The 25,096-nt window shown below is 71.2% G+C and carries 22 protein-coding genes; 12 read left to right on the top strand and 10 right to left on the bottom strand.

What is annotated here, in order from left to right; translation table 11 throughout:
- Positions 1–115: 115 nt before the first annotated feature.
- Positions 116–958 carry a helix-turn-helix transcriptional regulator gene (locus tag AC3IPY_RS16495; protein WP_489185344.1) on the top strand — a complete coding sequence of 281 codons (843 nt, stop codon included), beginning with the start codon at positions 116–118 and terminating at the stop codon, positions 956–958.
- Positions 959–1,042: 84 nt separating this feature from the next.
- On the opposite strand, the gene AC3IPY_RS16490 is transcribed toward AC3IPY_RS16495, so the two are convergent.
- The gene (locus AC3IPY_RS16490) at positions 1,043–1,624 is read right to left on the bottom strand and encodes a PKD domain-containing protein (protein WP_489185343.1); all 582 of its coding nucleotides are present in this window, start codon (positions 1,622–1,624) and stop codon (positions 1,043–1,045) included.
- 254 nt (positions 1,625–1,878) lie between these two features.
- Complete coding sequence (locus AC3IPY_RS16485; protein WP_489185342.1) at positions 1,879–2,430, bottom strand: hypothetical protein; 552 nt, start codon at positions 2,428–2,430, stop codon at positions 1,879–1,881.
- A 160-nt stretch (positions 2,431–2,590) separates the two neighbouring features.
- Here AC3IPY_RS16485 and AC3IPY_RS16480 point away from each other — a divergent pair, with 160 nt between their 5' ends.
- From AC3IPY_RS16480 to AC3IPY_RS16470, 3 genes are all read left to right on the top strand, one after another.
- Positions 2,591–3,211 (top strand): hypothetical protein, encoded by a 621-nt coding sequence (locus AC3IPY_RS16480; protein WP_489185341.1) that lies wholly within the window; start codon positions 2,591–2,593, stop codon positions 3,209–3,211.
- Between the two features lie 125 nt (positions 3,212–3,336).
- The gene (locus AC3IPY_RS16475; protein ID WP_489185340.1) at positions 3,337–3,909 is read left to right on the top strand and encodes a methylated-DNA--[protein]-cysteine S-methyltransferase; all 573 of its coding nucleotides are present in this window, start codon (positions 3,337–3,339) and stop codon (positions 3,907–3,909) included.
- A 209-nt stretch (positions 3,910–4,118) separates the two neighbouring features.
- The gene (locus AC3IPY_RS16470) at positions 4,119–4,382 is read left to right on the top strand and encodes a hypothetical protein (RefSeq protein WP_489185339.1); all 264 of its coding nucleotides are present in this window, start codon (positions 4,119–4,121) and stop codon (positions 4,380–4,382) included.
- 111 nt (positions 4,383–4,493) lie between these two features.
- Here AC3IPY_RS16470 and AC3IPY_RS16465 read toward each other — a convergent pair whose 3' ends face one another.
- Complete coding sequence (locus tag AC3IPY_RS16465) at positions 4,494–4,760, bottom strand: hypothetical protein (protein ID WP_489185338.1); 267 nt, start codon at positions 4,758–4,760, stop codon at positions 4,494–4,496.
- A complete protein-coding gene (locus tag AC3IPY_RS16460) occupies positions 4,760–5,020 on the bottom strand; it encodes a hypothetical protein (protein ID WP_489185337.1) in 261 nt (86 codons plus the stop codon). The genes AC3IPY_RS16465 and AC3IPY_RS16460 overlap by 1 nt, the downstream gene beginning before the upstream one ends.
- 88 nt (positions 5,021–5,108) lie before the next feature.
- On the opposite strand from AC3IPY_RS16460, the gene AC3IPY_RS16455 reads away from it, so the two are divergent.
- Positions 5,109–5,756, top strand: a complete 648-nt coding sequence (locus AC3IPY_RS16455) for an NADPH-dependent F420 reductase (RefSeq protein WP_489185336.1) — start codon at positions 5,109–5,111, stop codon at positions 5,754–5,756.
- Positions 5,757–5,822: 66 nt separating this feature from the next.
- On the opposite strand, the gene AC3IPY_RS16450 is transcribed toward AC3IPY_RS16455, so the two are convergent.
- Entirely contained in the window at positions 5,823–6,998 is a 1,176-nt protein-coding gene (locus AC3IPY_RS16450; RefSeq protein WP_489185335.1) for an epoxide hydrolase family protein, read from the bottom strand.
- Positions 6,999–7,360: 362 nt separating this feature from the next.
- On the opposite strand from AC3IPY_RS16450, the gene AC3IPY_RS16445 reads away from it, so the two are divergent.
- A complete protein-coding gene (locus tag AC3IPY_RS16445) occupies positions 7,361–8,827 on the top strand; it encodes a hypothetical protein (protein ID WP_489185334.1) in 1,467 nt (488 codons plus the stop codon).
- A 62-nt stretch (positions 8,828–8,889) separates the two neighbouring features.
- Here AC3IPY_RS16445 and AC3IPY_RS16440 read toward each other — a convergent pair whose 3' ends face one another.
- A complete protein-coding gene (locus AC3IPY_RS16440) occupies positions 8,890–9,348 on the bottom strand; it encodes a pyridoxamine 5'-phosphate oxidase family protein (RefSeq protein WP_489185333.1) in 459 nt (152 codons plus the stop codon).
- 513 nt (positions 9,349–9,861) lie between these two features.
- Here AC3IPY_RS16440 and AC3IPY_RS16435 point away from each other — a divergent pair.
- The gene (locus tag AC3IPY_RS16435) at positions 9,862–11,919 is read left to right on the top strand and encodes a COG1470 family protein (protein ID WP_489185331.1); all 2,058 of its coding nucleotides are present in this window, start codon (positions 9,862–9,864) and stop codon (positions 11,917–11,919) included.
- 4 nt (positions 11,920–11,923) lie between these two features.
- Here the strand turns inward: AC3IPY_RS16435 and AC3IPY_RS16430 are convergent, their stop codons facing one another.
- The gene (locus tag AC3IPY_RS16430) at positions 11,924–12,367 is read right to left on the bottom strand and encodes a DoxX family protein (RefSeq protein ID WP_489185330.1); all 444 of its coding nucleotides are present in this window, start codon (positions 12,365–12,367) and stop codon (positions 11,924–11,926) included.
- Positions 12,368–12,710: 343 nt separating this feature from the next.
- Here AC3IPY_RS16430 and AC3IPY_RS16425 point away from each other — a divergent pair, with 343 nt between their 5' ends.
- A complete protein-coding gene (locus AC3IPY_RS16425) occupies positions 12,711–13,046 on the top strand; it encodes a hypothetical protein (RefSeq protein WP_489185329.1) in 336 nt (111 codons plus the stop codon).
- Positions 13,047–13,233: 187 nt separating this feature from the next.
- Positions 13,234–16,404: a DEAD/DEAH box helicase gene (locus AC3IPY_RS16420; RefSeq protein WP_489185328.1), complete on the top strand. Its 3,171-nt coding sequence runs from the start codon at positions 13,234–13,236 to the stop codon at positions 16,402–16,404.
- A 125-nt stretch (positions 16,405–16,529) separates the two neighbouring features.
- Here the strand turns inward: AC3IPY_RS16420 and AC3IPY_RS16415 are convergent, their stop codons facing one another.
- A complete protein-coding gene (locus AC3IPY_RS16415; RefSeq protein WP_489185327.1) occupies positions 16,530–19,235 on the bottom strand; it encodes a cation-translocating P-type ATPase in 2,706 nt (901 codons plus the stop codon).
- A 286-nt stretch (positions 19,236–19,521) separates the two neighbouring features.
- Complete coding sequence (locus AC3IPY_RS16410) at positions 19,522–21,000, bottom strand: choice-of-anchor A family protein (RefSeq protein ID WP_489185326.1); 1,479 nt, start codon at positions 20,998–21,000, stop codon at positions 19,522–19,524.
- A gap of 208 nt (positions 21,001–21,208) precedes the next feature.
- Between AC3IPY_RS16410 and AC3IPY_RS16405 the strand changes: the two genes are divergently transcribed.
- From AC3IPY_RS16405 to AC3IPY_RS16395, 3 genes are all read left to right on the top strand, one after another.
- Entirely contained in the window at positions 21,209–21,907 is a 699-nt protein-coding gene (locus AC3IPY_RS16405) for a MarR family winged helix-turn-helix transcriptional regulator (RefSeq protein ID WP_489185325.1), read from the top strand.
- The gene (locus AC3IPY_RS16400) at positions 21,904–22,764 is read left to right on the top strand and encodes a 3-hydroxyacyl-CoA dehydrogenase (RefSeq protein WP_489185324.1); all 861 of its coding nucleotides are present in this window, start codon (positions 21,904–21,906) and stop codon (positions 22,762–22,764) included. Before AC3IPY_RS16405 ends, AC3IPY_RS16400 begins: the two co-directional genes overlap by 4 nt.
- A 389-nt stretch (positions 22,765–23,153) precedes the next feature.
- The gene (locus AC3IPY_RS16395) at positions 23,154–23,555 is read left to right on the top strand and encodes a hypothetical protein (protein WP_489185323.1); all 402 of its coding nucleotides are present in this window, start codon (positions 23,154–23,156) and stop codon (positions 23,553–23,555) included.
- A gap of 70 nt (positions 23,556–23,625) precedes the next feature.
- On the opposite strand, the gene AC3IPY_RS16390 is transcribed toward AC3IPY_RS16395, so the two are convergent.
- Positions 23,626–25,032, bottom strand: coding sequence for an MFS transporter (locus AC3IPY_RS16390; RefSeq protein WP_489185322.1), 1,407 nt, complete (start codon positions 25,030–25,032; stop codon positions 23,626–23,628).
- Between the last annotated feature and the right edge of the window lie 64 nt (positions 25,033–25,096).

Here is a 25,096-nt window from a genome sequence, read left to right as displayed (position 1 = left end):
GATGATGCGGCCCGACGGCGTTGCCCGGAGCCGCGACCCGATCGTGGGATCGGCGGGCCGTGGCTGCGCGGGCGGGCAGGCGATAGAAAGGGGAGTGCAGCCACGAGGGGGACGCATGGAGATCGATCGGGCCGGACTCGCGGAGTTCCTGCGCCATCGCCGCGAGTCGCTGCAGCCCGAAGACGTGGGCCTGCCGCGCGGGCAGCGGCGTCGCACGAGCGGGCTCCGGCGCGAAGAGGTCGCCGCGCTCAGCCACATGTCGACCGACTACTACTCGCGCCTCGAACGCGAGCGCGGCCCGCAGCCGTCGGAGCAGATGATCGCGTCGATCGCGCAGGGCCTGCACCTCTCGCTCGACGAGCGCGACCACCTCTTCCGGCTCGCCGGTCACACGCCACCCGCCCGCGGATCGGCGGGCGAGCACATCAACCCCGGTCTGCTGCGCATCTTCGACCGACTGCAGGACACGCCCGCCGAGATCGTCACCGAGCTCGGAGAGAGCCTGCGGCAGACGCCGCTCGGCGTCGCGCTCACGGGCGACCTCACCTCGTACCGAGGGCCCGCCCGCAGCATCGGCTACCGCTGGTTCACCGACCCCGCCTCGCGCGAACTCTATGCGCCCGAGGACCGCCCGTTCCTCACCCGACTATGGGTGTCGGGTCTGCGCGAGGTGGCGACGCTGCGCGGGCCGGGTTCGCGGGCAGGGACGCTCGTCGACCTGCTGCTCTCGCAGAGCGAGGAGTTCCGTTCCGTCTGGAGTCTGCACGAGGTCGGCCTGCGACCCCGTGAGGTCAAACATTTCGTGCACCCCGAGCTCGGCGTGCTCGAGCTCACCTGCCAGACGCTGCTCGACCCTTCGCAGTCGCATTCGCTGCTCGTCTATACGGCCGTGCCCGGCAGCGAGAGCGCCGAGAAGCTGCAGCTGCTGTCGGTGATCGGGGCGCAGGCGCTGCGGTGAGGCGTGGCGTCGGTCGCGTCGGCGCTCAGGAGATCTCGACGTCGCAGTTCCGCCTCAGCGTGAAGCGGAACTGCCATGTCGTCGTCAGCAGCCGGGGTCGTTCGGTGCGGTGTTGCAGTCGCCGCGGGTGAGGACGGTGTCCATCTGGCCGACGCGGATGTTTCGCGGCTCGCCGGTGAGGGTGAGGGTGCCGTCGATGTCCTGCCAGGCGGATCCGGCGAAGCGGTACTCGGCGGCCAGAGCGATCTCGAGGGTCACCGAGTAGTCGCCGGGTCGGGCGTAGACGTGGCTCGTGTCGGTCGGCGTGAACTCCTTCTGCCCGAGCGCGGCCCAGGTCGCGCCGGGGGTGCGCGTCTCGACGGTGCTGCCGTCGGAGTGCTGCCACCGGTAGGCGACGGGTGTGAAGCGGACGTCAGCGGGTTGTCCGAGCAGGGTTCCGGTCACGACTTGAGCGGATGCCTCGGCCACGAAGTTCGCCGGAAGCCCGGTGATCGCCCATCCGCCGGGTTGCATGCCGTTGCCGGGTGCGGCGGGGGTGAAGGAGGCGACGTCGCGCAGCGTGACGACGACCGGTGCCTCACCCGGCGCGGGCGTCTCGGGCGGCGCCGTCGGGGCGGGGATGTCGACGCACTCGATGTGCCCGTCTTGGCAGATCTCGTTCCACACGATCGGGTCGGGCGCCGGCGCTTCATCGTCCGAGTGATCGCTGGTCGACGAAGAATCACCGCTCTCCGAGGCGATCGGGTTCGAACCGGGAGTCGCTTGCTCTTCGGTTGCCCATATGTCAACACCGGACTCATGGATCGCGCCGCCAGAGTTCGATTCACAACCGCCAGCGATGATCTCAGAAATGGTGCATGCGTTCGCTTGGGTTGGGATAGCAACCAGCATCGTCGCCAGCACAGCAACGATGCCAGCCGCTAGCAGAAGTCGTCGCCTGGCCATACGTCGCTACTAGCGAGTAAGAGGTGGTCACTACTCCATCGGAAGGTGAGTTCGAGAGGAACCGTTGGACTCCGGTCTGCCGGCGTTACGTCGGTTCCGTGGCTGTCGACAACGCGACTAGTGCCGACACCGACGCATCCGTAGATATGAACCGCGGTGTTGGTCCACTCAACGAGCGATGGTGCGTCGAGGCTTCCGCGCCCGACGATACGATACTCGTGCTCAGCGAGACTCTCGTAGTTCGGGATCTCCCGTTCGGCATACTCTTCGGTAACGGCCGTGCGGATCCGCTCTGGCTCGGCACCGCCGTCCTCCCCGATTTGCTGCGCAACATCGAGGTACGCCTCATACGCCGCAACAGCGGCAGCCAGCGCCTCCTCGTCGGAGGCGAAGATCGGTGCGGCCTGGCCCGAGGACGGGCTGGGCGACGGGGAGGGTTTCGCGTCAGCGCTGCATCCGCTCAGGGCGATCGCGAGCGCCGCGACGGCAGCAGCGAGCACGAGCGATCGCGAGCGGGGTCTGGGCATGCCCACCACCATAAGCTGGCCCGCCCCAGCCTGGTGCCGGCTATCCACAAGCGCGGAACGCGGGCGTCACTCGTCCTCCACAGGGGCGTTCCGCGACGGAGTCACTCGCCCCGGAGCCGCCCCAGCGAAACGGCGAGCTCGGCATGCGTACCTTCGCGACATGCCTTCCGTATTCCCGCCCAACGGCCGGCGCCTGCGTGCAAGCGCGGCGGCCCTACTTATCGCCTTCCTCTTCACCGGGTGCTTCCCGACCCCCGCGCCCTCGCCGGCCGTGTCGCCGAGCGATGCCGTCGACGACGACGATCCGAACCACGGGCTGACCATCACGCAGGGTGGCGCGTCCCCGTACATCGAGCTCACCGACGGCATCTTCGCCGACGACGAGGATGCGCTCGCGGCCTCGCTCGCGACGTACGAGGCCTTCATCGATCAGGGTCATGCGATCGCGGTCAGCCGAGATCCGACCAGCGGGGACCTGAGCGGCGTGCTGACACCCGCGATGGAAGACAGTGTCCGCGCGACGCTCACACTGGCACTTGCCGCGGTGGGCCAGATCGACGACCCGGCGAAGGTGACCGAGGCATTCATCGTCCGGCGGCTGGAGAACGCCGATGGCGCGCGCGTTTTCGTCGCCGTCTGTCAAGTGCTGACGTCGGAACAGGGCGGCGTGAAGTGGGCCGGCGAGCAGGAGTGGGCGCTGTCATTGGTCTCCACCGGCGAGGATCCGCGGCACCTGCGGATCGAGAATATGCTCGAATGGTCGGGCGAACCGATCTGCTGACGCGGTGCGAAAGTGCCGAAGTACCGGGCGTTTCGAACGGACACCCCGGGGCGCCGTCGCCTCTACGTCCGATTTCCGCCACCAGATCGAGCCGGCAGGGACCCGCCAGCGCGCATCATGGAAGCATGACCCGCCGCCATGCGACCCTGCCGACCGACCTCGGCGACCTGCTCGTCGTCGTCGAGAGCGACGCGCAGGGCAGCGACGCGCAGGGCAGCGGCGCGCAGGGCAGTGGCGAGCGCGGCGGTGACGCGCTCGCGGGCATCACGTTCCCGGGGCATTGGCATCCGTTGGCGGCCGACGCGATCGGCGTCGAGGTCGAGGCGGCGTCGGACCCGCTCGTCACGCGGTTCGGCACCGAACTCGCCGAGTACCTCGCCGGCGCGCGCACCGAGTTCGACCTGCCGCTCGCGCCCAGCGGTGACGAGTTCCAGCACGCGGTCTGGACGATGCTCCGCGGCATCCGCTTCGGCACCACCGTCACGTACGGTGAGCTCGCCGAACGGCTCGGCGACCGCAACCTCGCCCGCCGGGTCGGCAACGCGGTCGGGCGCAATCCGCTGAGCATCCTCGTGCCGTGCCACCGCGTCGTCGGCGCCGACGGATCCCTCACGGGCTACGCCGGCGGCCTCGAGCGCAAGCGGTTCCTGCTCGAACTCGAGGGCGCCCCGATCGTCGCGCAGACCCGCCTCTTCTGAGCAGCGGATGCTGCGGCAGCGCCGCAACGTCGCGCCCCGGCAGCGCTGCATCTGAGGTACCCCGCCGGCGTCTGAGGTAGGCCGGTCGCGGCATCCGCCCGGAATGCTCGGAAGATAGGGCACCTGCCCGATCTCGCCCGGGTACCTCAGCGAGGAATCTGTTCTCAGGCGGCCGGACCGGCCCCTGAAAGCATCGAAGGAACGAGATCATGAGCCTCGCATACGGATACCTCGCGCAGAGCATGCAGAGCCACGACGAACTGCAGGCCGCCCGCGTCAACGAGCACCGCCTGGCCGCGGCCGACCGACTCGCGTTCGAGGCCGAGAGCGCGGAGGACGCCGAGCTCGCCGACGGGCGCGAACGCAGCGGGGTCGTCGCGAGCGGCGGGTTGCACCGCTTCGCCGAGCGGATGCATCTCGTCGGCGCCCGTCGCGCGCAGCATCGTCATCACGGCGCCCGCGCGGCGCACTGACGGGCGCGTCGCGCCGCCAGGCAGTCCGACGGTGAGGGGCGAAGCGGAAACGAGGGCGGATGCCACGCGGCATCCGCCCTCGTGCTGTTCATCGCAGCAGACGGGAGCGCGTCACTCGTCGTCGGCGGCGCCCGACCCGCCGCTGAAATCGGTCTCGGTGTACTCGCCCTCGAGGTCGGTGCCGAGGCCGGTGTCCGCTCCGGGTCGGGCCGCCCTGCCGGCGAGGTCGGCATCGGTGTACTCGCCGTCGTCCGTGCCGGGGGTGAGATCGGCGTCGCCGCCGAGGTCGCCGTCGGCGCCGAAGTCGGTGTCGGTGTACTCGCCCTCGAGATCCGTGGCATCGGGGTCGGGGGTGAATGGGTTCAGTGGATCCGTCATCATCGCTCCGTTCGTCGCTGCGCCGTGCGCGCATGTCCACTGTCGTCGTCGATGCCGCACGAGGGCAGGGGCTTGACAGCGGGCGCAGAACGGAAGCGGGTGAGCAGGCGCACCCGGTCGCGCGAGCGCTGCGGATGCCACCTGCCGAGACGCTCGAGGTCGGCGCGCATCGTGCGTTCCTTCAGGCCGACGACGTAGTCGGCGTCGTCGGGGCGACACGGGCGGAGAACGATCGAGGGGCGGTGCGGGTCGTGCGTCACCGCGCCACCCTACGCGACATCCGACTGATGTTGTACATTGCAACGCGAATCGGGAATGTCGGGGGCGCGGCATCCGTTGAACCTGAGCATGACAACGATCGGAATCATCGGAGCAGGACACATCGGCAGCCAGGTCGCGCGCGCGGCCGTCGCGAACGGGTACGAGGTGGTCATCGCCAACTCGCGCGGCCCCGAGACCCTTGCAGAGATCGTCGACGAGCTCGGGCCCAACGCGACCGCCGCGACGGCGGAGGATGCGGCGAAGGCGGCGGATGTCGCGGTCGTGACCGTGCCGTTCAAGGCCTTCGGCGCCGTGCCCGTCGAGCCGCTCGCCGGCAAGATCGTGATCGACACGAACAACTACTACTGGGAGCGCGACGGCCACGTGCCCGCGCTCGACGAGGGCCGCGACACCGTCAGCGGCATGCTGCAGCAGCACCTGCCGACGAGCCGCGTGGCCAAGGGCTTCAACCACATCACCGCCGCGGACATCACCACCAAGGGCACGCCCGCCGGCACTCCCGGCCGCCGTGCGCTCGCGACCTCGAGCGACCACGAGGATGCCGCCCGCTTCGTCGCCGAACTCTACGACGCGTTCGGCTTCGACACCGTGAACATCGGCCCGCTCGCCGAGAGCTGGCGCGTCGAGCGCGACCAGCCGGCCTACGTCGTGCCGCAGACCCGCGACGAGCTCGTCGCCAACCTCGCGAAGGCCGTGCGCGCGACCGCAGCCTGACGCTCCCCGCCGTGAGGCGCGTCAGCCTGACGCGCGTCACCGCAGAGCGCGCACCATCCGAGCCGGTTACCGCCCTGAGGCGGTAACCGGCTCGTCGCGTTCGGCCGGTGCCGCATCGGTCTCGGCCAGCAGCCCGAGCGACCTCGCGAACGCCCGCATGCGCTCGGCGAGGACGTCGGGCACCTCGGCGGCCGCGAAATGCCCGCCCTCGTCGAGCCGGCCGAACTCGCGTAGGTCGAGGTAGTGCCGGCGCGCGAGCGACTCGGGGTACGTGGCCTCATGCCGCTGGATGTACACGACCGCGGGCACCGATGTCGGCGGGATCGGGTCGGGCTGGTCGGCGCCCTCGTGATATGGCCGGAACGACGTGCCGATCGACCGGGTGACCCAGTAGATCATCGCCTCGGTGAGGATGCGTTCGCGGGAGATGCGTCGTTCGACGGCCTGCGGATGCCCCGGCGGGGTGTCGCTCCACTCGACGAGTTTCTCGGCGAGCCAGGCGAGCAACCCGGCGGGGGAGTCGTTGAGCGCGATCGCGAGCGTGTCGGGCCGGGTGCCCTGCACGTGGCCGTAGGCGCCGTTCTGCCCGTGGAAGGCCTCGATGCCGGCGAAGAACTCCAGCTCGTCGGGATCGGTGAGCGCCGCCCGTTCGGCGCCGTTCGGGAAGTGCGCGTGCGTCGCCATGATGCCGGCGACGTGCTCGGGATGGGTCGCCGCGATGAGGTCGCTGACGTTGGCCGTGACGTCTTCGCCGTAGGTGAGGTAGCGGTCGTAGCCGAGCACGTCGGTCATGAGCGCGTGCATCGTCGCGACGATGCGGGCCTCGCTCATGGGGCCGTCGGCGTAGGGCGACGAGAACGCGAACCCCGGAAGGCTCGCCACGACGACGTGGAAGTCGGGCAGCCGATCGGCGAAGTCGAGCTGCAGCGCGAAGGTGTGCGGCCAGCCGTGCATGACGAGCAGCGCCGGAGCATCGGCCCGCTGCGAGCGCAGGTGCGCGAAATGCACGTCGGCGTCGCCGACCTGGGCGATGAACTGCGGATGTGCGTCGAGCCAGGCCTCGCGGGCCCGCCAGTCCCAGTCGATCCAGGAGTCGACGAGCTCGCGCAGGTAGGCGGCGTCCATGCCGGACGGCGGCTTGCGGGGCGAGTCGTCGAGCAGACGCGTGCGCGAGAGACGGTCGCGAAGCTCGGCGAGCTCGTCGTCGGTGACGTGCAGGTGGAAGGGTCGCGGCTCGGTCATGCCGCGAATCTAGCCCCGGCCACCGACAGCGGAGGCAACGGAAACCGTCACGGGCGGTGCGGGTGCGCCGGTCGGTGACCGGCCCTGCGCGTCACGACCTCGACCGGTGCGGCTTCGGGCGGAATCCACCCGTACTGGGGGCATGGAACCGTGTTCCCGAGGCCGGCCGAGCCTATAGCTTCGAATACATACCGGCACTCGCGTTCGGCACTGTCGTCGCACGCGAGACCCGATGCCGGTGCTGCACCCGGGATGCCCCCGAGCCGCGATCCGTCGTGCCCGCTCGTCCGCCTCGACGGTGCTCGCCATGCCGCCACGGCACAGCCCTGCCCCGTTCGCCGGGGCGAACGAAGGAGTCCAGCTTGAAGAAGCTCATCGCGAGCGTCGCCGCCACGGCGATGCTGGCCGGAGGTCTCGCGGTGCTCGCCGCCGCGGCGCCCGCCTCCGCCGACCCGGCCGCGCCCGCGGCATCCGCCACCTGTCAGGTGCTGAACGTCGACCTCACCGGGTACGAGACCAAGCCCGCCGTCGGCGAGCCGCAGCTCGAGGTCGCGAACCCGGCGTACGTGCCGGCGGTCGCAGCCGTCGTCGAGGTCAGCCACACCGACTACGAGTACAAGACCCTCGCCGGCCTGTTCCCGACGAAGTGGACGTACCGCACCGCCCACAAGAACAGCGGCGCGACGGTGCTCTACGACTGGAAGATCTGGACCGCGACGGGCAAGACGTCCAAGCATGTCGAGGTCGCCGGCATCGCGGCGAAGCCCGCCGTCGGCACGCCGACCGTGCTGGTCGCGAACCCCGAGTACGTCGCCGCCGAGGAGGCCCCGAACTCCGTGACGGTCACGGTGAACGGCGCCGTCGTGGCGGCCGAGGGCTTCGGCGCGTCCTTCGCCGACACGTTCGCCTTCGCCGACAAGGCCGTGCGCAACACCTGGTCGGTCGTCGCGACCGCCTGGAACGGCGCGACCGAGACGCTCGAGGGCGTCAGCACCGCGTGCATCACCCCCGCCGCTCCCACCTGGGTCGACGAGTGCGGCCCCGCGAACAACGGACACTGGGTGCTGCCCGCGGTCGTCGGCGCCACCTACAAGGTGACCGACCACTCCACGCTCAACGGCAAGGTCGGCGTCGTCGCGACGGCCACCGAGGGCTACGTCTTCAACGACGGCGCGCGCAAGCAGTGGACCGCAGCGCAGAACGACGACCGCTGCGACCGGGCGGTCCCGACCGTCGTCTTCGCGAACCAGGTCTGCACCGCCCCGGCCGGATACGGCCTCGGCACCATCACCCCCGCGAGCCTCGGCATCACCAACCCCGACGGCGTCAAGGTGCTCGTCAAGCGCAAGTCCGATGGCGCGGCCATCACCGACCTGTCGAACCTCGCGCCGGGTCACTACGACGTCATCGCGACCGTGAAGAACGAGGGCGCCGACGCGTTCACGACCGTTCCCGCGGGCTGGACCGTATTCGCTGAGGACGGCTTCACGTTCAAGGTCTCGAAGGGCTTCGACGTGACGGCCGCGGCGCCGTGCGACAAGCCGGTTCCGGTCGCGACGATCGCGGCCCCGACCGCCGTCGACCAGTGCGGTGCCGAGAACGACGGCGTGATCTACGGCGCCTCGACCGGCGGCACCTGGAAGGTCGCCAGCCGCGTCGCGAACGCACCCGGACACGAGGGCACGACCCGTCACCGCGTGGTCTTCACCCCCACCGGTGACCACGTGCTGCCGGCCGTGCTGCCGGGCGACGGCTTCGTCGTCGACGGCAAGGCCGTGTGGCTCGTCTACACCGGCAACGCGGACTGCGCAGCAGGTCTCGCGGCATAGAGCCTGACGACCCGAATCAGGCAGGCGGCGGCTCCCGGATCACCGGGGGTCGCCGTCTTGCGTCACCAGGCGATGAGCTTGACCGGCGTCACGCGGACGATCGTGCTGTACTTCGCCGCCATCGACTCGAGCGTGAGCTTCAGCGGCGGCAGGTCGTGCTCGTACTTGGCGAGGTAGGCCCCACCGATCTCGGGCAGCAACGAGGTCGCCGCGTCGCCCAGCACCTCGGCCGTGCCCTGCAGCACCGTGAGCTGCTCTTCGTCGCGCCCGGACTCGAGGTGCACGAGCACTCGCGCGTCGCGCCTGGCATTGCCCACCTTGACCGCTCCCGGCTCGCTCAGGATCACGACGGCGCCCTCGTGCCACAGGAACCACACCGGCACCGCATGCGGGTATCCGCTGCGACTCGTGGTGCCGAGCCAGGCGATGCGTTCGCTCGCGAGGCGGTCGAGCGCACGGGCGTGCACCTCGTTGCCCGGGTCGAATGCGAACGGCTCGGCGGATGCTGCGGGGTCGGTCATGGTCGTCCTTCCGTCGTCTGCCCGAGCTTACGGCGACCCGGCGACACGGGGTTCGCCGGCGGTCGAGTGATGGAGCGTATCCGGTGGGGGCTGGTCTCGATGCGGGCGCGGGTGCGTGCCTCCTCGACCGGCAGGAGGGTGTGGTCCTGAATCGCCGGTACTTCTCTACTTCGGTACCTCGGTACTTCGATACCGCTTCCGAGGCGGAACTCCCCTTCGGAGCCGGGCATCGAGACGGCGCCGATGCGCCTCCCCGAGGGGTGGGGGACGGGCGGATCAGCTCACACGGCTGCTCCCGCCAGAGTGGCCGTGCAGCCGTGCAGCCGTGCAGCCACCGATCTCGTGGGCGACACCTCCGCCGGGAGGCGGCGTGGGGGCGGTCGACGTGCGTCCCCGGCCGCTGCGGGGCACGCCCGCGTACCCGTTCGGGCAGTTCGCTGGCCGCTCGGCCATCGCCGCGCTACGGTCGCCCTGAGGGTGAGGAACGTCCGGTGCGAGCGCGGGAGGGCGTCGATGGCGGAACGCGTCTGCGAGGTCTGCGGAGCCGTCAACGAGGCCTCCGCGCGGTTCTGCCACGCCTGCGACGCGTACCTGGGCTGGGACTCCGGCGCCGCAACGCTCGACGGCGAACCGCTCACGGGGCACGTTCCGACGATCGTCGACCCGGCCTCGGCACCGGCCACGCCCTCCGACCCTGTCGGCCCCGAGGCATCCGGAGTCCCGACCGAATCCGTTGCCCCCGAGGCATCCGGAGTCCCGACCGAATCCACCGCCCCCGCGGCATCCGCCCCCACATCGACGACGTCCACGCGCCCCGCGGCCGCCGCACGCCTCGAGGCGCCGGAGGCCGTGCTCGACGTGACCGAGGCGACGGTCGGCCCCGGCATGCCCGTGACGGTGGGGCTGCGGCTCACGAATCCGTCGTCGATCGTCGACGGCTACCGCATCGAGCCGGTGTCGCCGCCCCCATGGCTCGCGTTCTCGCACGGCGATGCCCACCTCATGCCGGGGCAGGAGCTCGCGGTGCCGCTCGAGTTCGGCATGCGCGACGAGACGCTCGTGCCCGCGCAGCGGGTCGCGCTCACGATCCGCGTGTCCTCGCTCGCCGAGCCCGACCGCGCCACCGACGTGTCGATGCAGCTGACCGTGCCGCCCCTCGGGCCGAGCGCGACGCTCGAGGTGCGGCCGAGCCTCATCCGCCTCGAGGACCACGCGGCGGGCGAGTTCACCGTGCGCCTCGACAACCGGGCGGCGAATTTCGCGCAGACCGTGCGCCTCACGGCCGCCGACGCCGAGGGCGTCGTGCGATTCGCATTCGCGCCCGACGTCGTGACCGTTCCAGCAGGTCAGGTCGTCGAGCTCGCCGTCGACTTCAGCGCGCCGGAACCCGAGGCCGGGCGCGAGCTCAACCGTCAGATCACCGTCGAGGCCGGCAACGACGCGGGCCGGGCCGCGGTGCCGCTGACGCTCGTGCAACGCACCTCGGCCGTTCCGGTCGACCCGCCGGTGCGGGTGCGCATCGAGCCGAGCTCGTTGCGGGTCGAGCACGGCAACACGGCCGACTTCGACGTGCTCATCGACCACCGCGGCGGCCACCGCGAGGTCACCGTCTCGCTCGCGGCACGGGACCCGGGTCAGGCGATCGGCTTCGCGTTCAGTTCCGAGCAGGTCGTGATCGAGCCCGGAGGGGTCGTGCGGGTGCGCGGGCGCCTCGCCGCACCGGCACCGCAGCGCGGCGAGACGGCGCAGCACGCGTTCTCGGTCATCGTCTCCGACGGCGTGCAGGACGTCGAGGCCATGGGCTCCGTCGAGCTGTCGTCGCCGCCCGAACCCATCCTCACGGCGGCGCTGCGCATCGATCCGCCGTCGCAGCTGATCGTGAACGAGGGGCGGGCCGCGTTCGACGTCTCGGTCGACAACCGCCGCGGCACGGAGCCGCTCGGCGTGAGCCTCGAGGGGGCGTCCGAGGACGGCACGGCCCGGCTCGCGTTCACGCCGGCGCAGCTCATCGTGCCGCCCGGCGAGGTCTCGGTCGCGCGGCTCCTCGTCGATGCACCACGGCCGGCGCCGAACGAGTCGGCGACCAGGCGCATGCGCGTCATCGCCACCGACGGCGTGCGCTCGATCGAGGCGCAGACCGCGCTCACGCAGGCCACGGCCGACCGCCGCCCCGTGACGGGTCGCGTGCTCGTCATCGTCGGGGGGCTGCTCGTGCTCGTCGGCGCGTTCGCCAAGTGGTTCGCGGGATTCCAGCCGTTCCTGCCCTCGATCGAGCTGCTCGGAGCGCTCACGCGCGGGGAGCTCTTCCTCGGCGACGTCACACTGACCGAACCGGCGGTGCGGCTGCTCGTCTTCGTGTTCGCGGCGCTCATGCTGCTCGGCATGATCGGCAGCTCGGGGCGCCTCACCCGGGTGAGCGCGGTGCTCCTCGTACTGATCACCGTCGGATGGCTGATCTTCCTCGCCGTCGTCGCCGCGGTGCCCGGCCTCGGACTCGGCCTGCCGCTCGTCTGGATCGGCGCCGTGCTCGGATTCGCCGGCGGGGTCCTGGCGCGACCGCGCAAGGTGTGAGGGCTCAGTGCCGGCGCGGTGCGTCGGGCGCCGTGCTCCAGAGTGCCCACGCCACGAGCACGGGCTGCAGGAACAGGCGGATGAACCGTGCCCGGTCGGTGCGCATGAGCGGCGCCGGGCGCCCGGTGCGCCACTGGTGCACGTTGCCCGGGAACACGGCGACGAAGAACGCCGCGATGACGGCGCCCACGCGACGGCGCTCACGGGGCAGTCCGACCACGGCGGCGCCGAGCAGCACCTCGACCGCGCCCGAGGCGACGACCACGGCGTCCTTGTCGAGCGGCGTGACCTCTTCGACCCAGTCGGGCACGACGATGCGGTAGCCCTTGCGCGCCCAGAACAGGTGCGAGAGTCCGGCGAAGACGAGCAGGCCGGCGAGCAGCCAGCGGGTGAGCGAGCGGATGCCTCGGAGCGGGCTCTGCGGTCGGTCGATCGGGCGTCGGCGCATCGCCCAAGTCTCGCACCGCGGCATCCGCGGCTCGCAAGCTTTTGCGGATTCCTCTGAGGAGGCCGCCGACGGGCGATTCTCGGAGAACCGGTGCCGGGGTGCCGAAGTGCCGAAGTGCCGAAGTGCCGCGCGCTCGCGGGCGACGCCTCCCGGCGGCGCGATGTCGGAGGGTGCATCTAGCGTGATGATCTTCGGCCAGCGCCGGAGTCCCCCGCAGGAGACGACCATGGGGTTCGACTCGATCCGTTCCATCCCGGCGGCCGGCGCACCGTCGGGCGCGACAGCGCTCCCGGGCGCCGCTTCACGCCCTGGCGCCGCTTCACGCCCGCGCGCAACCTCCGGCATGCCGAGCAGCATGCAGCAGGGCGTCGACCGCGCCCGGTTCGCCGACGACGTCAACCAGCTCGAGCTGCGCCTGGCGATCATCGACGACCGGTTCGAGCGGCTGGCCTCCAGGCCCGACGACGCGTACCGCGCATTCCGCCGTGACACGCTCGCTCGCGTCCGCGAGATCGCAGTGCGTGCGCACGCCCTCGAGACGTCGCGGCAGATCGGCGCGAACGAGCGGCGTCGCGTCGCCGCCCTGCTCGTGACGATCCGCGCTCGGGTCGTGGCGCTCGACGCGCGGCACGAGGTGCATGGCGACCGGCGCCGCCTCCACGGAGGCGGTGCGGGCTGAGCGCCACGCGACCCGAAATGGGGGCGTCGCGCGTGGCCGAACCGGCGTCGTGCGGGCATACGCTCGGTGCTGCGAGAACGGCCGCGGGTGCAGGTCACTGGGGGGATGCACCCGCGGTCGGGCTTCGGTCAGGTTCGTGGCTCGCCGTTCGCACCGCGGCGTCCGAGGTCCGTGCGAGCATGAGGGCATGACCGCCGAGCAGCCGCCCGCCCCCCGAGCGGATGCCTCTCGAGCGAACACCTCCCGAGGGCAGCAGGCCGACTGGCGATCGGCGCTCGCCCCGCTCGCGGCGCGGCCGACTCGGCCCGGCACGGGCGGTGCCGACGGCTCCTCGCGCGGTTCGCCCGCGGCATCCGCCGGTCGCGCGCCCGCGTCCAAGCGCCTCGGGCTGCAGTTCGAGCTGCGCCGCAAGGTCACCAGGCGCAGCGGTCAGTGGCAGGGGCCGCGAGACGAGCCGGCCTCGCGCGCGGCATCCGTCGACCGACTGGCCGTGCGGCCGGTCACGCAGGGTGCCCGCGGCGCCTGGATCAAGGCGCATCTCACCTGGCAGAACATCGCCTATCAGGGCGAGGCTGGCGGGTTCGACCCCGCGCAGGCGCGGTGGTTCGCGCAGTTCGCGCTGCTGAAGGGCAGCTCGCCGAGCGTGTACACGACCTACGGATCCGAGTGGGTCACCCTCGACGAGTTCGAGAGTCCGCTGCTCTGGGCGTTGTTCGCCGAGGCCGGGCGGCTGGGCGTGGCTCTCGTCGGGTCCGATGTCACGCCCGACGTCGTCGTGCACGGCGCGGCGACGATCGCGCTCGACGCGAGTGAAGGGGCCGCCGGCGCCGACGGCGCGCTGACGCTCATGCCCGAGCTCGCGTTCGACCATGCGCCGGGCCCGCTCGCGAACGCCCGGCCGGTCGGCACGCACGGCGTCTACCGGTTCGACTTCGAGAGCGGATGCCTCGACCTGGCCCCGTTCGCCGAGCCCCTCACCGACGCGACGCGGGCCCTGCTCGAGGCCGCCGGCCCCGACCCGGCCGCCCCGATCACGGTGCCGTCACCCGAGAAGGCCGAGTTCCTCCGCGCGTATCCGGCGCTCGCCCGATCGCTGCCGGTCACGAGCCGCGACGGCTCCTTCACGCCGCCGCCGCCCGCGCCCGCCGAGCTCGTGCTCGCACTGCGCTTCGAGCCGCACGACGTGCTGCGTCTGGCCTGGCACTGGCAGCGCGCCGACGGGCGCACGACGCCGGTCGAGGCATCCGCCGGTCTCGACAGCAGTGCGGCCCTGGGCGCATCGATCGCCGAGGCGGCCGCCGATCCCGACCTCGACGACGACCTGCTCGCGCGCGTGGCCGACGTGCTCGCATGGGTGCCGCTCGACACCGTGCTGCTGCGCGGCGTCGACGCCGCCGAGTTCTGCGCCGAGCGCCTGCCGAGGCTCGAGGCGCTCGCAACGGGGCATCCGCTGCGCATCGAGGTCGAAGGCGAACGCCCCGACTACCGGCTGCTCACCGAGCCGGCCAAGGTGCGCGTCACCACGGTCGAGTCGCGCAAGACCGACTGGTTCGACCTCGGCGTGATCATCACGATCGACGGCAAGACGGTGCCGTTCATGCCGTTGTTCCGCGCGCTCGCGAAGGGCAAGCGACGCATGATGCTCGTCGACAAGACCTACCTCATGCTGAACCAGCCGGTCTTCGAGCCCCTGCGCGACCTCATCGAAGAGGCTGGCACGCTCGCCGAATGGCAGACCGGCCTGCGCATCCACGCGAGCCGCACGAGCCTGTGGTCCGACTTCGAAGACCTGGCGGATGTCTCGGAGCCCGCGGTCTCGTGGCGCCGCACGGTCGAGGCGCTCGAGCATGAACGGGTCGAACCGCTGCCGCAGCCCGAGGGGGTCGTGCTGCCGCTGCGGCCGTACCAGCTCGCCGGATTCCGCTGGCTCGCCTACCTCTGGCGGGCGCGGCTCGGCGGCATCCTCGCCGACGACATGGGCCTCGGCAAGACCGCGCAGGCGCTCGCGCTCGTCGAGCATGCGCGTGCGGTGGGCAGTGGCGCCCCGTTCCTCGTCGTCGCCCCCACGTCGGTCGCCTCCAACTGGGTGCGCGAGGCGGCCAGGTTCACGCCGGGCCTGCGCGTCGCCTCGGTCACGTCGACGGAGGCCAAGCGCAAGGGCTCCATCGCCGAGGCCGCGGCCGGCGCCGACCTCGTCGTCACGACGTACGCGGTGCTGCGCCTCGAGGCCGACGCGTTCGGCGCCCTCGAATGGGGCGGACTCGTGCTCGACGAGGCCCAGTTCGTGAAGAACGCGGCCACCAAGGTGCATGCGGCGGCCCGCGGCATCCGTGCGCCGTTCCGCCTCGCGGTCACCGGCACGCCGATCGAGAACGACCTCGGCGAGCTCTGGGCGATCCTGCAGCTCGTGGCGCCGGGCCTCTTCCCGTCGCGGCGGGCCTTCGACGAGCAGTACCGCCGCCCCATCGAGCAGGACCGCAACCTCGATCGGCGCGAGCGCCTGCGCCGACGCATCCGACCACTGCTGCTGCGACGCACGAAAGAGGTGGTGGCCCCCGAGCTGCCGCCCAAGCAGGAACAGGTGCTCGAGGTCACCCTCGCGCCCGCCCACCGGCGCCTCTACGACACCATGCTGCAGCGCGAACGCCGAAAGCTCCTCGGCCTGATCGACGACCTCGACCGCAACCGGTTCATCGTCTACCGCTCGCTCACGCTGCTGCGCATGCTCGCCCTCGACGCGACCCTCATCGACGACGATCGCTACGCGGGCATGCCCTCCGCGAAGCTCGACGCGCTCTTCGAGCAGCTCGAAGACGTGCTCGCCGAGGGGCACAAGACCCTCGTGTTCAGCCAGTTCACCTCGTTCCTCGGGCGGGCCAGGTCGCGCCTCGAGGCGGCGGGCGTGCCCTACGCCTACCTCGACGGGTCGACCCCGGTGCGCCGCCGAGACGCAGAGATCGCGAGGTTCCGCGACGGCGAGGCATCCGTGTTCCTCATCAGCCTCAAGGCCGGCGGATTCGGGCTCAACCTCACCGAGGCCGACTACGTCTTTCTGCTCGACCCCTGGTGGAACCCCGCGAGCGAAGCGCAGGCGGTCGACCGCACGCACCGCATCGGCCAGACGAAGCAGGTCATGGTCTACCGGCTCGTCGCCTCCGACACGATCGAGCAGAAGGTCATGGCGCTGAAGGCGCGCAAGGGCGAGCTCGTCGCGTCGATCCTCGATGCGGGGCTCGACGGCGATGCGGGGCTCGGCGCCGGTTCAGGGGCGGATGCCGCGACCGGGCCCGATCCCGCGGGCACGCGTGCGGCGGAGTCGCTCACGGCCGACGACCTGCGGGGGCTGCTCGGGGCGTGAGGCCCGCGCCGGCTGCGGCGCGTCAGGCGTCGCCCCGGGCACCGACGACGGATGCCTCGAGTCGACGCCGGGTACCGACGACGGATGCCTCGAGTCGACGCCGAGGCATCCGTCGGCCTGCTCGTTCAGGCGTCGCGCCGGCGGCGCCGCAACCACTTGTCGCCCTCGACGACCACGGCGAGGATCAGCGTCAGTCCGATGCATCCGAGCCACTGCCAGCCCGTGAGCGAGACGGTGCCGAGCATGCGCTGGAACACGCCGATCTCGGTCGACGCGACGATGAGCAGCACCGGCCAGACGAGGATCTTCGCGACGGCCGCGATCGGCGCCAGCAGCCCCGACTCGGGCGTGCGGCGCATGAGCAGGGCGCTCAGCACGGTCGCGAACCCGAGCACGACGTAGGCCATCGTCATCGACGCGGTCGGCTCGGTCGGGCTCGGTGCGTCGGGGCCCCAGAGCAGCGGCACGAGCGCGATGAGGAAGATGACCGCGCCGTAGACGAGCCACTCGACGAGCGAGACCGGGTTGACCACGCCGACCTTCGGGTCGCGCGGCGGGTGGTTCATGATGCCGGGCGGGTTCGCGTCGGCGGCGATCGCGAACACCGCGAACAGGGCCACGAAGAAGTTGATGAACAGCACCTGCGCCGGGAACAGCGCGACGCCCTCGGCGATCGAGAACGCGCTGGCCGCCAGGAACAGCATGATCAGGCTGAGCAGCTGCGTCATCTGGAACCGCAGGTACGCCGTGATCTTCGAGTAGACGATGCGGCCGATCTCGACCGCGTGCACGAGGGTCGCGAAGTTGTCGTCGGTGAGCACGAGCTTCGCGGCCTGCTTCGTCACCTCGGATCCGGAGCCCATCGCGACGCCGATGTTCGCCTGCTTGATCGCCGCCGCATCGTTCACGGCGTCGCCCGTCATCGCGACGATGGCGCCCTCGGACTGCAGCAGCCGTACGAGACGCAGCTTGTCGTCGGGGGTGACCCGGCCGAACACGTGCAGGTCGGGCAGGCGGCCGAGGAGCTCCTCGTCGCTCATCGCCTTGAGGTCGGCCCCGCTCACAGCGCCGGTGCCGAGTCCGAGCTCGGCGCCGATCGCCCCGGCCGTCACGGCGTGGTCGCCGGTGATCATGCGCACGTCGATGCCGGCGTTGTGCGCGATGGCGACGGCGTCCTTCGCCTCGGTGCGCAGCGGGTCGACGATGCCGACGATGCCGACGAGCACGAGTTCTTCGACCGACGCCATGGGGTCGGCCGCGATGCGCCCCTCGTCGGCATCGTCGAGGAACCGGGCGGCGATCGCGAGTGTGCGCAGGCCGGTCGCCGACATGCGCTCGAGTTCGGTGGTCGCCGCCTCGGATGCCACGGGCACGATCTCGCGCGTGTCGTCGAGCATCGTCGTGCAGCGTCCGAGCACGACGTCTGGCGCGCCCTTGACGATGAGCACGAGTCGCTGCTCGCCCCGGAACGGGATGCGCTGCAGGGTCGCCATGAACTTGTAGTCGGAGTCGAACGGCACCTCGGCGAGCCGCGGGTAGTCCTTGCGGGCCTGGTCGGCGTCGATGCCGAGCCGCGCGGCCAGCACCACGAGCGCGGCTTCGGTCGGGTCGCCCACGATGTCGCCGTCGGCCGACACGGTCGCGTCGTTCGGCAGTCCGATGGCGAGTCCGAGCGTCGGCGCGTCGAGCGGCTCGTCGGAGGTGCCGAGCACGTGGCCGTCGAACGAGTACCCCTCACCCGTGACGCGGTAGGTGTTTCCGCCGAACCAGGCCGTGCGCACGGTCATCATGTTGAGCGTCAGCGTGCCGGTCTTGTCGGAGCAGATCGCGCTCGTCGCGCCGAGGGTCTCGACGTCGTTCAGCGAGGTGACGATCGCCCGCTCCTTCGCGAGCTTCGACGCGCCCCAGGCGAGCAGGCTCTGCACGAAGACCGGCAGGCCGGTCGGGATCGCCGAGATCGCGACGGCCGTCGCGAGGAAGAGCAGTTCGTCGAGGCTCTGCCCGCGCACGAAGCCGATGATCACGATGACGAGCACGGCGCTCCATGCGATGATGCCGAGCACCTTCGTGAGGCCGTCGAGCTCGAGCTGCAGCGGCGACTTCTTGTCGCCGACCTGCGTGAGCATCGACGCGATCTGCCCCATCTGGGTGCGCATGCCCGTCTCGACGACGACGATGCGCGCCGTGCCGCGGGTGACCGAGGTGTTCTGGAACACCATCGAGGTGCGGTCGGCGAGCGCGGTGCCTGCGGGGTTCTCGGCCGGGCCCTTCGGGATCGGTAGCGACTCGCCCGTGAGCGAGGACTCCTGCGTCTCGAGGTTCGCCGAGCGCAGGATGCGGCCGTCGGCCGGCACGAGGTCGCCCGACTCGAGGTCGACGATGTCGCCGGGCACGAGTCCGGTCGCGTCGATCTGCAGGAGCACGCCGTCGCGGATGACGCGCGCCTTCGGCGTCTGCAGCTTCGCGAGCGCGTCGACGCTGCGCCGGGCCTTGACCTCCTGCTGGGTGCCCGTGATGACGTTGAAGAGCACGAGCACCGCCACGATGATCGCCGTCGTGACCTGCCCGATGAGCAGCGACACGATCGTCACCGCGATGAGCATGAGCGTCATGAGCTCGAGCACCTGGCTGAGCGCGATGCGCCACACGTTCGGCGGCGGGGCGCTGTGCAGGGCGTTGGGTCCGGACTCGGCGAGACGTCGCTCGACCTCGGCCGCCGTGAGCCCGTGCGCGCTCTCGGACTTCGCCTGTGCGACGACGTCGTCGGGGGCGAGCGCCCACCACTCGACCCCGTGCTCCTCTGACGTGCTCTGCCCTGCTTCGATGGTCACGGATACCCCCCGGAGGTCGTGCCGACACTGCACACCATAGCGCGGGGGTCGGCGCCAGCGGGAGAGGCGGTTCACGCCGCTTCGGAGGCGGGTCGCGGCATCCGCTCGCGTGTCGGTCGCGTCTGGAACGACGGATGCCCCGAGCCGAAGCTCGGGGCATCCGTCGGGGTCTCGCCTGCTCAGCCCGGCAGGCGGTCAGCCGACCCGGTGGTCAGGCATCCGGTGAGCACGCATCCGCGGGGTCGGGCGCGCCCGGCGTCAGGCATGTCTGGTGCCTGACTCGTCGTCAGGCACGTCGACGACGGCGTGCGATCGCGAGCAGTGCGACCGCGCCGGCGAGCAGCGCTGCGGCGAGGGCCGCGATGCCCGCGGCCTCGAAGCCCGTCGAGGCGAGACCGGAGCCGGACTCCTGCGCCGTCGTGTTCACCGGTGCGGTCTCGCCGGTCGCGGCAGTGCCCGACTCGACGGACGGCGCAACGCCGTCGTCGCCGCGGTCGTCGCTCGGCGGCTCGACCCGCTCGGGGCTCTCGGGCGTCTCGGGGCCGACCGGGGTCTCGGGGTTCACCGGCGTCTCGGGCTCGACCGGAAGCTCCGGCTGGGTCGGCGTCTCGGGGTCGACCGGGGGAGCGACCTCTTCGGGCGTCTTCGTCTCGGGCTCGGGCGAGCACTCGAGGCCCGCCCCGCCGATCCACGGGTAGTTGTGGTGCTCGATGCCGCCGCCGTTCACGGTGAGGTCGCCGCCGATGAGCAGGCGTCCGTTCGTCGAGGTCGTGACCAGGGCGTCGGCGTCGGGCGCGAGCACCGAGCCGATGAGCTGGCCATGCGTGCCGAGCTTCACCGAGGTCGCGTCGTCGAGGTTCCAGAGGATGCGCGAGGACCAGATGCCGAGCAGGGCGCCGCTCGGGTCGTCGACGCGGGCGGTGCCGACGGTGCCCGGGCCTGCGGCGAAGTAGTTCGGCGCCCAGTCGAGGCTCGAGCCGGTGACGTTGACGAGCACGGGCGCATCCGACGGCAGGTCGAAGACGACCTCGGAGGTCGACCCGAGGTCGGCCGCGGGGATGCTGAAGACGTAGAGGTCGCGGTTCACGGTGCTCGTGAAGCGCACCCGGTTGCCGCTCGTCGTCACGGCATCGGTGGCGGGGGTGGCGGCGAGCTCGTCAGCGGCCGAGTCGATGAGGGTGCGGAAGTCGGTGTTCGGGCTGGTCGCGGCATCCGCGCCGAGGCTCCAGGTCACCTCGCCGCCGAACACGTCGATCGAGGCGCCGGTGTCGGCACCGCCCACGTCGACCCGGCCGCCGCCGGCGAGGTTGGCACCGACGTGCACCTGCGTGCCGTTCACGGTCGTCAGGTCGCCGCCGACGGCGAGCATCTGCGTGCCGCCTGCGGGGACGATGCCGGAACCGTACCCCGCCGTTCCGACGTTGAAGACGCCGCCGCTCGTCTTGGCGAAGGTCGCGTCGCCCGCGACGAGCAGGAGGCCCTCGGACTCGGCCGATCCGCCCTGAGCGCGGTAGTCGCCGCCCGCGAACACGGCGACACCCGTGTCGGTGAACACGGGGAGGTGGCCGAGCGGCGGCGCCTGGCCGTCGGCGGGGCAGGTCGCGGCCGGTGGGGTCGGGGCTGCCGGCAGGGCAGCCGGTGCGGCGGTGGCGGATGCAGCGCCGAACACGGCGATCGCGGTGACGCCGGTCGCGGCGAGGCCGGTGGCGGTGAACAGGCTCAGCGTCGAGCGCAGGCGGCTGCGTCGGGGCGCGGGGGATGACACGGTGGTGCTCCGTTCGGGTCGGGTCGGGTCGGTGGTGCGTCGGGGGTGCGGGCTCTGGGCAGAACACGGCCCTCCGAGAAGAGAGACTGACGCACCCGCGAATCATGACGCCGATAAGTCAGGGTTCTTTACTATCAGGTTCGGCGGTGTCAGCACCAGCCCGTCGACGGCTTCGATGCGAAGTCGCGATCTCGGCGACTGTTGCGGAATGCAACGCACGAGCGTAGCGTTGCAGATGACAACAGGAGGTCGAATCATGGATGCCGATGCCGATGCCGACGTCGATCGGAACGACGGCGACGCCGCGAGCAAACGCGACGCCGCGACATCCGCGATCCTCCGCGACCTCATCGTCATCAGTCGTCGCGGGGTTGCCGATGCCCGTGTCGCCGACCTGAGCCTGAGCATGACCGACCAGTCGATCCTCGGATTCATCGTCGACAACCCCGGTTGCCGTTCGGTCGACATCGCGCAGGCGTACCGCCTCAACCGGTCCACGGTCTCGCGCCAGCTCGCGGGGCTCACCGCACTCGGGGTGGTTCGCGAGGTTCCGGATGCCGCGGGCCGAGGTCGCCCGCTCGAGCTCACCGAGGCGGGGTGGGCCGCGTACCGCGAGGCGATCGACATCCTGCACGGCGTCGTGAGCCGGCAACTCGACGACTGGACCGACGCGCAGATCACCCGATTCGCGCGCGACCTGCAGCGGTTCAACGCCGTGCGGCCGGATTCCGCCGTGCGGCCGGACGATGCCGTGCGCCCGGACGACGCCGCGCGCCCAGACCCCGATGCCGCGGACGAGACCCGTCCGCGGCATCCGATCGAGACCCCAGACGGGTCTCACGGCCGCATCGCACCCGATGCAGCGAACGCCCCACGAGGCGCAGAAGGAAAGAAGGAACAGCCATGACCATCGCGAACGTCACCGTGCTCGGCACGGGAGTGCTCGGCTCGCAGATCGCCTACCAGACCGCGTTCAGCGGCTTCGACGTCGTCGCCTACGACATCAGCGACGACGCGCTCGAGGCGGCGAGGCGGCGTTTCGCCGGACTCGCCGACACGTACGTGAAGGAGGGCGTCGCGGGCGCCGCCGACGGCGGGGCGCAGGCCGCGCTCGGTCGCGTCACGTTCTCCGCCGACCTCGCGCAGGCCGTCGCGAACGCCGACCTCGTGATCGAGGCGATCCCCGAGCAGCTCGCGCTGAAGCAGTCGACCTACGAGAAGCTCGCCGCCCTCGCGCCCGAGCGCACGATCTTCGCCACGAACTCGTCGACCCTGCTGCCGAGCGACCTCGCGCCGTTCACCGGGCGCGCCGACCGGTTCCTCGCACTGCACTTCGCCAACCGCGTGTGGGCGCACAACACGGCGGAGGTCATGGGCACCGAGGCCACGAACCCCGAGGTGTACGCGACCGTGGTCGACTTCGCGAGCGCGATCGGCATGGTTCCGATCGAGATCAAGAAGGAGAAGGCCGGCTACCTGCTGAACTCGCTGCTCGTGCCGTTCCTGTCGGCCGCGGGCGAGCTGCTCGTCGACGGCATCGCCGAGCCCGACGCGATCGACAAGACCTGGCGCATCGGCACCGGGGCGCCCATGGGCCCGTTCCAGATCTACGACATCGTCGGCCTCACGACCGCGTACAACATCTCCAAGGCCGGCGGCCCGAAGCAGCAGGCGTTCGCCGACCTCATCAAGGAGCGCTACATCGACCAGGGCAAGCTCGGCGTCGCCACGGGCGAGGGCTTCTACACGTACCCCGAGGCCTGAGGACGCGACATCCTCGTCGGGTGTTCCCGTTCGTGCCGAGCGTTTCCGTCTGAGCGGAGACGGCGGGCGCGAATGGAAACACTCGGCGGTGGGTGAACGCGAGTGAATGCGACGAGTGCGTGTCGGCCGAATGCGCTCGCTCGTCGCATCACTCGCGTTCACGCTGCAGGCCGCATGCTGGGGCCCCGCTGCAAGGCTCACGCCGAGTGTGCGGGTCTCCGTTCACCCGCTCCGCGCCGCCCGAACGCGCGACAGCGTGATGCCGGCGCGGTGGCTGATCCCGGTGCGGTCGCTGCTGAGCGGAGGGCGCGGCGGCGAGGACATGTCGCATGACCGACGTTCGGCCGGTGCCATGGACGAGTCCCGTCCGCTGTCGATAGTCTCGCGGCGTGACGCAACCGAGCACGAGCACGACCACGCGGCCGGCCCGTGCCGCACGCATCGGTTTCTGGATCATCGCCGCGTTCGGGCCGGTTGCGGCCGTGCTCGCGTGGAGTTGGTACGGACTCGCTCAGTACGAGGCGCAGAGCGAACAGGGCAAGGCGGTCGCCGCCGGAACGACGATGGCGGGCTTCGCGGAAGTGATGGGTGGCATACCGTTGATGCTCGCGCACCTCGTCGGACTGGCCGCGCTCCTGCCGCTCGGATGGAAGGGCTACCGAGAGCGAGGCATCGTGTTCGCGATCGCCTCCTTCCTCGTTGCTTCCGCGATCGGCCTCGTCGTGGCGCAATTCCTGTGGTCGGGCGACCTGTTCCAGCTCGGCATCGACAACGACACCTACGTGCCCTGACGGTCGACATCGACCGAGCGCGACGCAACCCGATTCCCCGGCGTGCCGCCGGAGCCGAACTGGCCGAGCTTCAGTCCAACGGCAGTTCGTCGCCGGGCGAGTCGCCGACCGCGGCGATCCCGCGACGCCTCGCGCGCCCGCGCCCTCGAGCACGCGGCTCGTCGAGCCCGATGTGCACGCGCGTGCGCCGGCGTTCGATGACGATGAACGTCGCCCCGAGCAGCCAGAGCGGCACCTGCGTGAGGAACGCGATGCGGAACGCGTCGAGCGTGTAGGTGTCGGGCGTGCCGGCACCCTGCGCATCCATCGCGAGGCCGATGAAGAGGATCGCGAGCAGCGCTGCGAGGAATCCGCCGACGTTCACGATGCCGGTCGCCGTGCTGAGCCGATGCGCGGGGTTGAACGTGCGGGCATGGTCGAAGCCGATCATCGAGGCCGGGCCGCCGGTGCTCATCGCGAATGCGAGCAGGAACAGCAGCCAGAGCGGCGCCGGGCCCGGCCACCCGATGACGACGAGCCAGGCGACCGCCTGCAGCGCGATGATCGGCAGCACGAGCATGCGCGATCGACGTTGGGGGTGCCGGCTCGAGAGCATGCCGATCACGGGCCCCGACACGATGCCGCACACGATGTAGACGCTGAACACGAGCGAGGCCACCGCGGGCGCGAGCCCCTCGCCGACCGTGAGGAACGGGAAGCCCCAGAGCAGCATGAACGCGGTGCCCGCGAACGGGGTCGTGAAATGCGACCAGAACGCCAGCCGGGTGGCCGGATGCCCCCACGACTGGCGGAACCCCTCGCGGAAGTCCACCGACGAGCGCACCACCTGGATCGCGCCCGTCTCCGTGTCGACCGAGACGTCTTCGGCGCGGTCGGGCGGACGGTTGCGGATGACCGCGAACGTCAGGATCGTGAACAGCACCCCGAGCCCGGCGAGGCTGCCGAAGGCGATCGTCCACGTCGTGGCGTGCAGCAGCGCGGCGAGCGGGAAGATCGCGGCGAGCTGCCCGAACTGCCCGAGGATTCCGGTCATCTGCACGAGGAACGGCGCCTGCCTGGCCGGGAACCACACCGCGACCACGCGCAGCACGCTCGGGAACACCGCCGCATCGCCCGCACCGAGCAGCATGCGGGCGACGATCGCCCAGCCGACGTCGGGCGCGAAGGCGAGCACCGCCTGTCCGATCGCCATGAGCGCCATGCCCGCCGTGATCACCGGCCGCGCACCGAACCGGTCGAGCAGCACGCCGACCGGGATCTGCATGCCGCCGTACACGGCGAGCTGGATCACGGCGAACATCGACAGGGTCGAGGCATCCGCATCGAATCGCACGGCCGCATCGACGCCGACGGCCGAGAGCGAGGTGCGGTTCGTGATCGAGAGCACGTACGCCGCCACGCCGACGCCCCAGATGAGCCAGAGCCGCCACGACGGAACCGAGGGGTTCGCGGATGCCGCGGGCGTGGGAATGCTCACCACTCCATCTTCTCCTCTCCCGACGATCCGCGTGACCCGATCAGGTCGGAGGCCCTGCCGGCGA

It is taken from the genome of Agromyces sp. GL_144 (genome assembly GCF_057834305.1).
The sequence above is the reverse complement of the archived record's forward strand: the minus strand, read 5'-3'. Positions and strand labels throughout refer to the sequence as shown.